This window comes from Klebsiella sp. B345 (genome assembly GCF_051131735.1).
Taxonomy (GTDB): Bacteria; Pseudomonadota; Gammaproteobacteria; order Enterobacterales; family Enterobacteriaceae; genus Klebsiella.
Map to the genome: position 1 here is coordinate 4,885,208 of NZ_CP180443.1, position 13,089 is coordinate 4,898,296.

Sequence of the window (13,089 nt, forward strand, 5' to 3'; positions counted from 1 at the left end):
AGAAAATGTTATGAAAGTTATCGGTCCGTGATATTTGTCACGCTATTAAGTGCCACTGTCGTGTGCGTAACAGGTTATTTTGCGATCGCTCGGGTGGTTATTGCCTGGCGGTGGGTCGCGTGCGCTCCGCCGCGCAGTTCTAACCTTCACAATGTAGCCATATTCTCCTCATAATTGCTGAATATGATGCTCAGGCATTTTTTTAATGAACGCTGTTTGCTCAACGCCAGGAATATCTGCGAAATGGTGATTTATCATCTCTGTGGTTAATAACCAGAACTCAGCATCAGCAGATGGCGATGAATAAAATCAGCCGGGTTTGTTTTTAATATAAAAGCCATTTGACGCCCGTGGCGTTAAATATCGAGCGCGCTATCCACTACCGAATACCGCCACGTCGCAGGACCGTAGCCTCCGTTGCGCGGTGATTCCCCTTAAAAAATGAAAAATATGACACAACAAAACTCTTCCAGGGCGGCTGGTTTCAACTGGATTAAATGGTCATTGCTGTTGGTGGTGGCGCTGGTGATAGCTGGCGTGATATGGCGCTTGCTGCCGCAGGCCGGTGGCCCGCCTGGGGGCGGTCGTCCTCCGTTCCCCGGTGGCCCGGGAGGCCCAGGTGGCGGGATGATGAACGGCGGGGCGACCCTCGTTCACAGCGGCACCGCCCAGGTCGCCGACGTTGCGGTTTACCTCAACGTTCTGGGGACGGTTATCCCCAATATGACGGTGACCGTTACCAGTCGGGTGGACGGGCAGCTGGAGAAAGTGAACTTTATCGAAGGGCAAAAGGTGACCGCGGGACAGCTGCTGGCGCAAATTGACCCACGAGCGTTTCAGGCGACGCTGAACCAGTACCAGGGGTCGCTGGCAGAAAATAAGGCCTTGCTGCAAAGCGCCGAGCTAACGCTGGCGCGCTATCGCAAACTGTATGCGCAGAACTCCCTGGCGCGCCAGGATCTGGATTCGCAAATTGCCACCGTCGGTCAGTATCGTGGCGCGGTGATCTCCAGCGAGGCGCAGATCGCCAGCGCGAAGCTGAATCTCGACTACTCGCGGATCACTGCGCCGGTCTCCGGGCGCGTGGGTCTGCGCCTGGTTGACCCGGGCAACATGGTTCTGAGCTCCAGCAGCACCGGTCTGGTGACGATCACCCAGATGCAGCCGGCGGCGGTGACCTTCAGCGTACCGCAAAGCCACATCCCGGAGCTGGTGGCGGCGCTGCATAACGACCGGACTCTGCCTGCCACCGCGTTTGACCAGGACGGCAGCAGCGTGCTGGATGAAGGGACGGTGAAGTTTATCAGCAACCAGATTGATACCAGCACCGGCACCGTGACCCTCAAAGCGATGTTCCCTAATCTGCAAGAAACGCTGTATGCCAATCAGTTTGTTAATCTGCGCCTGCAGTTGCGCACGCTTAAGCAGGCCACGGTGGTGCCGTCTCAGGCTATGCAGTTGAGCAGCGACGGCAACTTCGTCTACGTGATCAACAAAGACAATACGGTAACCCGCAAAGCGGTGACCCCAGGCCCAACCTGGCAGAACAACCAGCAGGTGGTTCTCTCCGGCGTGGCACCGGGGGATCGCCTGGTGACTGAAGGTATCGACCGCCTGAACAACGGCAGCAAAGTGTCGGTGGTCGATGAGCATCAGGGCCAGAGCAACACGGCGGTCAACGCGAAATGAACCCGTCTCGTCTTTTTATCCAACGTCCGGTCGCGACCATTCTGCTGATGGTGGGCGTACTGATGAGCGGTATTTTCGCCTACCATTTTCTCTCGACCTCGGCGCTACCGCAGGTCGACTACCCGACGATTCAGGTGACCACGCTTTACCCCGGCGCCAGTCCGGATGTGATGTCGTCCTCGGTCACTTCGCCGCTGGAGCGCCAGCTGGGGCAGATGGCCGGTCTGAGCCAGATGACCTCCACCAGCTCCGGCGGGTCGTCGATCATCACCCTGAAGTTTTCCCTCGACCTGTCGCTGGATGTAGCCGAGCAGGAAGTGCAGGCGGCGATCAACGCCGCCGACAGTCTGTTGCCGAGCGATCTGCCCAATCCCCCGACCTATAAAAAGGTCAACCCGGCTGACAACGACGTGATCACCCTCGCCGTCAGCTCGGATACCCTGCCGTTAACCCGTGTCCAGGATCTGGTCAATACCCGAGTGGCGCTGAAGCTGTCGCAAATTTCCGGCGTCGGGATGGTGACCCTGGCGGGTGGCCATCAACCGGCGATCCGCGTCCAGATGGACCCGAAAGCGCTGGCCGCGCACGGTCTGACGCTGGAAGACGTGAACACGCTGATCGGTAACAGCAACGTTAACGGGTCGAAGGGGGGCTTCGACGGTCAGTACCATTCGGTCACCATCGATGCCAACGATCAGCTGCGCACCGCGCAAGAGTACGGCAACCTGATTCTGACCTGGCAGAACGGCGCGGCGCTGCGCCTGAAAGATATCGCCCATATCGAGCAGGGGCCGGAAAACAAGTTTCAGTCTGCGTGGGCCAATCGCAGCCCGGCGATTGTGATCGGCGTGCAGCGCCAGCCCGGCGCGAACGTTATCCAGGTGGTGGACGCGATTAAAGCGCGACTGCCGCAGCTGCAGGCGGCGCTGCCGGACGGCGTGAAAATGACGATCCTGTCGGATCGCACCCAGACCATTCGTGATTCAATCAGCGATGTACAGTTTGAACTGATGCTTTCGGTCGCGCTGGTGGTGATGGTTACCTTCCTGTTTCTGCGCAGCGTAGCGGCAACGCTGATCCCCAGCATTGCCGTGCCGCTGTCGCTGGTCGGCACCTTCGGCGTGATGTATCTCGCCGGCTTCAGCCTCAATAACCTGTCGCTGATGGCGCTGACCATCGCCACCGGCTTTGTGATCGACGATGCCATTGTGGTGGTGGAGAATATTTCCCGCCGTCTGGAAGAGGGTGAAACTCCGATGCAGGCGGCGCTCAAAGGGTCGCAGCAGATTGGCTTTACCATCATTTCGCTGACCTTATCGCTGATTGCGGTGCTGATCCCGCTGCTGTTTATGGGGGACGTCGTCGGGCGGTTGTTCCGCGAATTTGCCATTACCCTCGCGGTGTCGATTCTGGTGTCGATGGTGGTATCGTTGACCCTGACGCCGATGCTCTGCGCCTACTTGTTGCACCATATTCCGCGGGAAAAACAGTCCCGCTTCGCCCGCAAAGGCGGCGAATTGTTTGATACGTTGATCCACTATTACGACCGTATGTTGACGGTGGTGCTGAACCACCGCCGGCTGACGTTGCTGGTGGCGATGGCGACTTTCGTGCTGACCGCCGTCCTCTATCTGTTTATCCCCAAAAGCTTCTTCCCGGTTCAGGATACCGGTCTGATTCAGGGGGTGACTCTCGCCGCTCAGGACGTTTCATTTGATGAAATGGCGAAGCGCCAGCAGGCGCTGGCGCAGGTGATGCTGCAGAACCCCTCGGTGGAGAGCCTCTCTTCAACCATTGGTATTGATGGCAGCAACACCAGCCTCAACAGCGGTCGGCTGCAAATCAACCTGAAGCCTTTCGACCAGCGTGAGGATAAAGCCGCGGCGATTATTCAACAGCTGCAACAGGCGGCGAAGCAGGTGGTCGGTATTCAGCTGTATCTCCAGCCCGCGCAGGATTTGACGGTGAACGATCAGGTCACGCCGAGCCAGTATCAGTTCACCCTCGACGATGCCGATAGCGAGAATCTGCTTAACTGGACGCCGCAGCTGATCGCCGCACTGCAAAAGCGTCCGGAATTTAATGGGGTGGTCAGCAATCTGCAATCGCAGGGGCGGGTAGCCTATGTTGCTCTCGACCGCGATAAAGCCGCGCGCTTCGGGATCACCGCGTCTGATGTCGATACCGCGTTGTATAACGCCTTCGGCCAGCGTCTGGTTTCGACTATTTTCACCCAGGCGAATCAGTACCGAGTGGTGCTGGAAGTGGCGCCGCAGTTCCAGCAATCACCGGCTTCTTTTGAGGATGTCTGGCTCCAGTCGTCGACGAGCAGCGACAGTACGTCTTCTTCTACATCCTCGTCGTCATCTTCATCATCAACGTCGTCTTCATCGTCTTCGTCGTCAACATCGTCTTCCTCTGACGCCTCCGGCAGCAGCGGGATGGTGAAATTAACCGCCATCGCCACCATTCATCAGCGTACCGGTTCGCTGATGCATATGCGTCTTAACCAGTTCCCGGCGGTGATGGTTTCATTCAACCTCAACGACGGCTATTCGCTGGAGGACGGGCAGAAAGCGATTGCTGACGTGAGCGAGCAACTGAAACTGCCGTCCAGCATCACCCTGCGCTATCAGGGGGAGACCGCGGCGTTCCAGAGTGCCAGCGGCAATACCCTGTGGCTGATCCTCGCGGCGCTGCTGACCATGTACGTGGTGCTGGGCATTTTGTATGAAAGCTTTATCCACCCAATCACCATTTTGTCCACGCTGCCGTCGGCGGCGGTGGGGGGACTGCTGGCCTTGATGCTGGCCGGGTCTGACTTCAGTCTGATTGCGTTGATCGGGGTGATTCTGCTGATCGGGATCGTGAAGAAGAACGCCATCATGATGATCGACTTCGCGCTGGAGGCGGAATATCAACAACGGCTCAGCCCACGGGAGGCGATTCACCAGGCCTGCCTGCTGCGCTTTCGGCCGATCATGATGACCACCATGGCCGCGCTGCTCGGCGCGTTGCCGCTGATGCTGGCCTCCGGCTCCGGCGCGGAGTTGCGCCAGCCGCTGGGGTTGGTTATCGTCGGCGGTCTGGTGGTCAGCCAACTGCTGACCCTGTTTACCACCCCGGTGATCTACCTGTTATTCGACGGTATCGCCGCCCGCAGTCAGGCGTGGGTGAAACGTAAACAACAGGCGCAGATGAAGGGATGAACATGACCCGGTTGTTTATTTTCCGCCCGGTAGCCACGCTGCTTCTGACCCTGTCGGTGCTGCTGTTGGGGGCGCTGGGCTATCGGCTGCTGCCGGTGGCGCCGCTGCCGCAGGTCGATTTTCCGACCATCATGGTCAGTGCCAGCCTGGCCGGTGCCAGTCCGGAAACCATGGCGGCGACCGTCGCCACGCCGCTGGAGCGCGCCCTTGGACAGATCGCCGGGATCACCGAGATGACCTCCAGCAGCTCGCAAGGGTCGTCGAGCATTATTTTGCAGTTCGATTTGGATCGCGATATTAACGGTGCCGCTCGTGACGTGCAGGCGGCAATCAATGCCGCCCGCAGCCTGTTGCCGAGCAGCATGGCGTCGCTGCCAACCTATCGCAAAGCCAACCCCTCCGATGCGCCAATCGTGATGCTGGCCCTGACCTCGTCCTCGCGCACGCCGGGCGAACTGTACGATCTGGCGGAGAGCAAAATCGAGCCGTCGCTGGGGCAGGTGAAAGGGGTCGGCGAGGTTTCATTGATGGGCAGCGCGTTGCCCGCCGTGCGTATCGACCTGCAGCCGCAGAAGTTAACCCACTACGGCATTTCGCTCGATAGCGTCCGCAGCGCGGTGGCGAACAGCACCACTAACCTGCCGAAAGGGATGCTGCAAAACAGCAACCAGTCGTGGGTGGTGGACAGTAACGGTCAGCTCAACAAGGCCGCTGACTATCGTTCTCTGATAATCGCCTACCAGGACGGTAAGACGCTGCGGCTAAGCGACGTCGCCACCGTTTACGACTCGGTCGAAGATAAGTATCAGGCCGGCTTTCTCAACGGCAGTCCGGCGGTGATGGTCGGCATCATGCGCCAGGCCGGCGCCAACATGCTCGACACCATCGATGCAATTAAAGCGCAGCTGCCGGGGCTGGAGAAGAACCTGCCCGCCGATACCCGGCTCGAAGTGATTGTGGATCGTTCAACGACCGTGCGCGCCTCGCTGTACGACACCGAAGAGACCTTGCTGATTGCCGTCCTGCTGGTGATTGCGGTGGTGTTCGTCTTCTTGCGCAACGTGCAGGCGGTGGTGATCCCGGCGCTGGCGCTGCCGGTGTCGCTGATTGGTACCTGCGCGGTAATGTATCTCCTCGGTTATAGCCTCGATAACCTGTCGCTGATGGCGCTGATTATCTCCACCGGCTTTGTGGTCGATGACGCCATCGTGGTGCTGGAGAATATCGCCCGTCATATCGAAGCAGGACTCAGCCCGGTGCGCGCCGCGCTGCGGGGGGCGCGGGAGGTGAGCTTCACCGTCTTCTCGATGACCATCTCGCTGGTGGCGGTGTTTATCCCGATTCTGCTGATGGGCGGTATCGTCGGGCGTCTGTTCCGCGAATTTGCGGTCACGCTCAGCGTATCGTTACTGATCTCGCTGTTCGTCTCCCTGAGCCTGACGCCAATGCTGTGCTCGCGGTTACTGAAGAAAAAACCGGCGGTCAGCCAGCGCCGCCACCCGCTGTACCAGTGGTGTGAGCATCAGCTTAACCGCCTGTTAAGCAGCTATTCGCGCGGGCTGAACTGGGTGATGGGGCACCAGAAGCTGGTGATGCTGAGCCTGCTGCTGACCGTGATCCTCAACGTTTTTCTCTACGGCGTGGTGCAAAAAGGGTTCTTTCCCAACCAGGATACCGGCCTGCTGATGGGGGCGGTGCGTGCCGACCAGAATATCTCCTTCCAGGCGATGGCGCCGAAGGTGCAGAAGTTTGCCAGCATCATCGCCGCCGACCCGGCGGTAGAGAGCGTGATGTCGTCGATGGGCAGCGGCATGTTCGGCTCGCGCAACACCGCGAACTTCTTCGTCAAGCTCAAGGATTTCAACCAGCGTGACGCCACCGCGACCGAAGTGGCCAACCGACTGAGCATGCGGGCCAGCCATACCCCCGGAGCGCAGATGTTTCTGATGGCTGCGCAGGATTTGCACATCGGTGGGCGTAGCGCTAACGCTAGTTACCAGTACAGCCTGCAGGCCGACGATCTCGACCTGCTGCGCACGTGGACGCCGAAAGTCCAGGCGGCGCTGGCGGCGATCCCGCAGTTCAACAGCGTGGACTCCGACTCGCAAACCGGGGGGCAGGAGGTGGTTATTCAGATTGACCGCGACCGCGCGACCCGCCTGGGCGTGAATGTCAGCATGCTCGACACCCTGCTCAATAACGCCTTCAGCCAGCGGCAAATCGCTACGCTGTATCAGACGCTTAACCAGTACCACGTGGTGATGACCCTGGCCGACGGCTACACCCGCGATCCGGCTATCCTGCAGGAGCTGTTCGTCATCAACGACGATGGCGATCGGGTGCCGCTGTCGGCGTTTGCCGATTTTAGCGGAGGCAATGCGCCGCTGTCGGTGACGCACCAGGGGCAGTCGGCGACCAGTACCGTGGCGTTTAACCTCAACGATGGCGTCACGCTTGAGCAGGCGCAGACGTTAATTAAACATGCGATGGCCCAAATCGGCCTGCCTTCGTCGATCCAGGCCGGCTTCCAGGGAACCGCCAAAGCCTATGAGGAACTGGCGGCGACCATGCCGTGGCTGATTGTCGCGGCGCTGGCGGCGATTTATATCGTGCTGGGAATGCTGTATGAAAGCTATATTCACCCGCTGACTATTCTCTCCACGCTGCCTTCGGCGGGCGTTGGCGCGCTGCTGTTGCTGCTGCTGACCAATACCCAACTGACGGTCATCGCGCTAATCGGCATCATCCTGTTGATCGGTATCGTCAAAAAGAACGCCATCATGATGGTCGACTTTGCCCTCGATGCGGAGCGGCGACTAGGCATGACGCCGCAGCAGGCGATTGTGCAGGCCTGCCTGATGCGCTTTCGCCCGATCATGATGACCACGCTCGCTGCCTTCTTTGGCGCGTTACCGCTGGCGCTAGGCAGCGGCGGCGATGCCGACTTGCGCAGCCCGCTGGGCCTGGCGATCGCCGGGGGTCTGGCCCTGAGCCAGTTGCTGACCCTGTTCACCACGCCGGTGGTTTATCTCTGGCTCGACACTCTTAATCGCGCGACCCGCCGTCAGTGGCAGCGCGTGCGCCATGCAGGATCCTGAACAATGAAAATGTCGTTATCGATAACGTCGACCCTTTGCCTGTTGGTGCTGAGCGGCTGCACCGTTGGCCCGGATTATCAGCGACCGACTATGGCGGTGCCGCTGCATTACAAAGAAGCTCGCCACTGGCAGCAGGCCACGCCGCGTGACGATCTCAGCAAAGGCACGTGGTGGGCGGTATATCACGACCCTGAACTGGACCGCCTGCTGCGTCAGGTCAGTATTTCTAACCAGAACGTGGCGAACTATGCCGCCCTGTATCGTCAGGCTAACGCGCTGGTTTCCGGCTCGCAGGCCGATCTGATGCCAACCGTCGGTTATGATGCCAGCACTACCCGGAGCAGCAGCCACAGCAGCGGGGGACGAACCACCAGCAATACCCATCAGGCAGAGCTCAGCGCCAGCTGGGAGCTGGATCTGTGGGGCAAGCTGCGGCGCACCGTCGAAGAGAACCGTGCCAGCGCCGAGGCCAGCGCCGCTGAGCTTAACAACGTGACCCTCAGCGCCCAGTCCGAACTGGCGCAGGACTATTTCCAGCTGCGGCTCATGGACGAAAAAATCGCCCTCAGCCAGCGCAGCATCGCCGCCTACGAACGCTATCTGACGGTGATAAATAATAAGTACCAGGTGGGCAGCGAATCTCGGGCCACCCAGGCACAAGCGCAGATGCAGTTAGAAAGCGCCCGCGCCTCGATGCAGGATTATCAGTGGCAGCGCGCCCAGTTGGAACATGCGATTGCGCTGTTGCTGGGGCTTGCCCCGGCTCAGTTCAGCCTGCCGGTGGCAAAACTCAACGCCACCTTGCCGGCGATCCCATCGGCAATGCCCGCGCAGCTGCTGCAGCGGCGTCCGGATATCGCCGAAGCGGAACGCAACGTCGCGGCAGCCAATGCCGCGGTGGGGGTGGCGATTGCCGGTTATTATCCGGACCTCTCCTTAAGCGCCAGCGGCGGCGTCAGCGCTTCATCGCTGCAAAACCTGCTGTCGTTGCCGAACCGCGTCTGGTCGCTGGGCCCGTCGCTCAGCGGTACGCTGCTGGACTTCGGTGCAACGTCGTCGGAAGTCGAGCAGGCCCGCGCCGCCTATGATGCAAAAGTCGCCAGCTACCGGCAAACGGTGCTGGAAGGGCTACAGGAGGTGGAAGACTATTTGGTTGAACTCAATACCCTGCAGGGGGAGGTAGCCTCGCAGCAGCGTGCCGCCGCCGCCGCCCAGACCTCGGCCAGCGTCACCCGCAACCAGTACGACGCGGGGATGATCGACTATCTCGATGTTGCCACTACCGAGAACAGCAGCCTGACCGAGCAGCAAAGCTTGTTGTCGCTGCAAAGCACCCAGTGGACCACAAGCGTGAAGCTGATCGCCGCCCTTGGCGGAAGCTGGGAGTAACCCGCCCGCGAGGCGTGGCGGTGCAACGTCGCCGCGCCTCATCGACCATTATTGGTGGTCATTATCGGTCATTTCCTCTGAGATATCCTCTGACAAGCCTCGTCCTACAGCGGATGCTGTTATTACATTCCGTCACGCATCAGCCATTTATTATCGTTATCGCTGCATTAATCATATTCATAAACGGCGTTTGCAATACCGCAACTTTATAATTCATTTTCAATAGTCGATACCTCATCACGCGATCTTACTTTTTGCTATTGAAAGCTGCCCTTTGAGTATTGTTTCGCCTTTTGCAATAGATATACTCGGGCTTATAAGGTCGCGCCCTAATTTTACTCGGCAATATTGCAATATAAGTTATTGCAATGGCGGGCGCGCCAGATATTAAGAGGATGGCATATGAATAGATGATGATTGTTGTTCTGTCTGGCATCGCATCCGGCCCGTTTTATTCACACGAAAGGTGTTCGGGTATGATTGCTATCAAATTATTGCTATTTACCCGCTGATAATAACTTCCCGCAATGATGGTAGCGCGTGGGGTTTTATTGTCGCGGCGGTCTTTTTACGCCTGATTTTCAGTGCTGGCAAATATAATCATACTTAGCTGACAGTGGAAACTATATGTCTTACACCAATAAATTATTATTTTCTTCTTTTGTTATTATATTGCTGTCTGAGCACGCCGTTGCCGATACATTAACGGTAGAGCAGCGCCTGGCTATTCTGGAAGAAAACCAGCAGCAGTCCCAGAAGGTTATTTCACAGACTAAATCCGAGTTGCAAAACGCATTAAAAGAACTGGCTGAATATAAACGCAAGGAGGCGGCATTCGAGCCATTTATGCCCAAAGAAAAAGCGATTCACACCGCTAATGTAGACAGTCATGCCCAGGTCGCCAAACGCATGGCGCAAACCCAGGACGACCTTATGAAACCTGTGGCGCAGGATAAGGGCAAGAAAGCAGTGGCCGACATGGATATCGCCGAGCTTGCCAAAGCGATTCAGGACGATATCGGCTTCTCTTTCCACGGCTATTTCCGCACCGGTTGGGGGACGGCGAGCAACGGCAGCCCGCAGAGTTGGGCGGTCGGGGCATTAGGCCGCTTTGGCAATGAGCATGGCAGCTGGTATGACTTAATGTTCGCGCAAAAGCTGTACGATCAGGATGGTCGTAGCGCCCGCGCGGTGGTGATGATGGACGGCAACGTGGGGGAAGCCTATGTGAAAGAACCCTTTGATTCTGATAGCGAAAACATGATGCAGTTTTCTGACATCTATCTGACAACCAAAGGGTTTATTCCGGCTATTCCTGAGGCCACGCTGTGGGTCGGGCGCCATAAGCTGAAGGCCCAGGAATACAAAATGCTCGACTTCTCCTACCACAAAGGGGCGATTGCCTCCGGGGTGGGGGTGGAAGATATTCCGCTCGGCGGAGGAACCCTCGCGGTGGGACTGGGAAGGGAAGATCTGGATAATTATTCCAGGGATATGAGCAGCGTTCAGGAGGTCAATACCAATAGCCTCGATGTCCGCTTCCGTAATTATCCGATTAACCAGAATACCACCTATGATATTTATGGCCGCTATGCGCTGGCGAATAAAAGCGACAGCCAGAGCGAGTCCCAAAATAGCGGCGAGTATTATAAGATGAAAGATGCCTGGCTCCTGACCGGCATTATTAATCATCAACAACCGCGCAAGGCGTTTACCGAATTAAGTGCCCAGGTGGCAAATAACTCGTTTGCCAGTAGTTTTTCACGGTTGTATGACGCGAATGCCAACTATGGCGTCGGCCGTTATTATTATGGTGAACAGACCAATGGTATCGCCTGGCGGGTGGGGATGCAGGGTGAGTTTTATCCTACGCCAGATGTTATTGTCGCCCACACCTTGCTGTACTCGTCGGGGAGTGATGTTTACAGCTATAACACCGGGGCGCATACCGCATTTCGTAGCCTGCGTGCCGTAGTACGGCCTGCCTACATCTTTAATAAATATAATCAGTCAGGCGTTGAGCTGGGGTATTTTACCCAGACCAATAAAAACGACAATGTTGATAAGACGGAGTCAGGGGCAAAAGTGACGCTGTTCCATGAACTTAAACTGGGCACCAGCACCTTCAGTTCGAATATGGATATTCGCTTCTATGCGACCTGGCTTAAGGTGATCAACAATCAGCTCGATGACTACACCTTTGACGACGATAAAAACAATCAGTTTAGCGTGGGGGTGCAAACCGAACTCTCCTGGTAACCGCCGCCAGGCGAGGTCGTCTCTCTCCGTCGCTTTTCCCATGAGGACTGCCGGTTCACGGTGCGAACATCACCTCGCTAGCGGTGCGGTGATGTTCTTTTTGGCGTTGTCGTTGGCCATGCGGTGTCGGCTCCTTACGCTCAGGTTGGCTCCGCTAGCGATACTGGCTACTCTTTTTGGCGTTTGCATCGCTGGTGTGCTGATCACGATAGTGCTTTGGCGTGGTCGCGAAGTGCTCTTTGAATTTTTTATAGAAAGCATTCTTATTGTAGAAGCCCACCATTTCGGCGATGTCATGAATTGGATGGGCCGAGTTGGTCAGATAGGTCGCCGCGACTTTCATGCGCTGCAATAACTGGATTTCTTTAAAGGTTTTTCCAGTTTTTTCTTTAATCAGGTGTGAGAGATATTTTGGGTGGTAGTTGAAGTGCTCGGCCAGCGTGGTCAGGCTGCAGGTCAGGTGGTTCTTCTCGATATAGCTAATGATACTGATAATTTCCCCGGTCTTGTCCATGGAAAGCTGAATCAGCTGCCGGTCTTTGTTGGCATGGAAGATACGTAACAGCTCAATAAAGATAATCGACAGGTATGAGTCGATAAGTTCACGTGAATACAGACTGTTGCTGCCATATTCCTCAATGGTGTAGAGGAACAGTTCATGAATTTTTTGGCTGTTTTGTGTATTAAAAATAAGGTAATTATCGTGGGTCGTGGTGTTAGATATGGCATTAAGAATAAATCCCGTCAGAATACTCTGCTGAGTCAGCCGACTGAGAAAGTAGTTTGAAAAGAAACTGTTGCTCAAACTGATGTTGATGACAATATCATTTTCTCCGGTGATTTTTTTACAGCGCACTACGTCAGTGTCAAATATACAAACATCATTCTCATTAAGCGTTATTTCTTTACCGTCGATCACATAGGTACAGGAGCCGGAGTAGATATAGTTCATATTGACATTGGTATGGATGTGTGGTGGTACCTGAGTGAAGCGTGAATCCTTGCTAATCTCTATCTCGGTCTGGCTGACCCGCGGATGTTCAAAGCGGTAAACCTGTTGGTCATTGATATTTATCTTATTGATAGTTTTGTATTTGTGGCTAAGGGTACCCGGATTATCAAGATAGAACTGCTCACTTTTCGTGATTTCGCGCAGCTGAGCGTCGAGATTGTGGTTGTGCATCACATTACCTTACCTTTTGTCACTATGATCAATCCGTTTGAATATTGTTTATGTCCTGTTAATTCATATAATCGAAGATAATTCAGGGAAAAGCAATTTAAAACACAGCCGGATGCCAGTGATAAGAAAAATATATCGCCCATCAACACAATATTATTCGGAAGACAACGATGAATTATCAGCAGCTTGCTAAAGATATAATTGAAAGAATCGGTGGTCTAAATAACATCAAAGATGTAACCCATTGTGCAACGCGTTTGCG

6 protein-coding genes and 1 pseudogene are annotated in these 13,089 nt (G+C 56.1%); 6 read left to right on the plus strand and 1 reads right to left on the minus strand.

Going from position 1 to position 13,089, the window contains the following annotated elements:
* The first annotated feature begins 450 nt into the window (after positions 1–450).
* The 5 genes from ACMYSO_RS22885 (at position 451) to ACMYSO_RS22905 (ending at position 11,644) form a co-directional block, all read left to right on the plus strand.
* Positions 451–1,689, plus strand: coding sequence for an efflux RND transporter periplasmic adaptor subunit (locus ACMYSO_RS22885; RefSeq protein WP_434668198.1), 1,239 nt, complete (start codon positions 451–453; stop codon positions 1,687–1,689).
* On the plus strand, positions 1,686–4,898 hold the full coding sequence (locus ACMYSO_RS22890; protein WP_434668201.1) for an efflux RND transporter permease subunit: 3,213 nt from the start codon (positions 1,686–1,688) through the stop codon (positions 4,896–4,898). The genes ACMYSO_RS22885 and ACMYSO_RS22890 overlap by 4 nt, the downstream gene beginning before the upstream one ends.
* Positions 4,895–7,996 (plus strand): multidrug efflux RND transporter permease subunit, encoded by a 3,102-nt coding sequence (locus ACMYSO_RS22895; RefSeq protein WP_434668204.1) that lies wholly within the window; start codon positions 4,895–4,897, stop codon positions 7,994–7,996. Before ACMYSO_RS22890 ends, ACMYSO_RS22895 begins: the two co-directional genes overlap by 4 nt.
* Before the next feature lie 3 nt (positions 7,997–7,999).
* A complete protein-coding gene (locus ACMYSO_RS22900) occupies positions 8,000–9,385 on the plus strand; it encodes an efflux transporter outer membrane subunit (protein ID WP_434668206.1) in 1,386 nt (461 codons plus the stop codon).
* Positions 9,386–10,012: 627 nt separating this feature from the next.
* A complete protein-coding gene (locus tag ACMYSO_RS22905) occupies positions 10,013–11,644 on the plus strand; it encodes a carbohydrate porin (protein WP_434668209.1) in 1,632 nt (543 codons plus the stop codon).
* A 154-nt stretch (positions 11,645–11,798) separates the two neighbouring features.
* Here the strand turns inward: ACMYSO_RS22905 and ACMYSO_RS22910 are convergent, their stop codons facing one another.
* Positions 11,799–12,827 carry an AraC family transcriptional regulator gene (locus ACMYSO_RS22910; RefSeq protein WP_434668212.1) on the minus strand — a complete coding sequence of 343 codons (1,029 nt, stop codon included), beginning with the start codon at positions 12,825–12,827 and terminating at the stop codon, positions 11,799–11,801.
* Positions 12,828–12,997: 170 nt separating this feature from the next.
* Between ACMYSO_RS22910 and ACMYSO_RS22915 the strand changes: the two are divergent.
* Positions 12,998–13,072, plus strand: a pseudogene (locus ACMYSO_RS22915) (hypothetical protein); the annotation flags it as partial.
* Positions 13,073–13,089 lie beyond the last annotated feature (17 nt).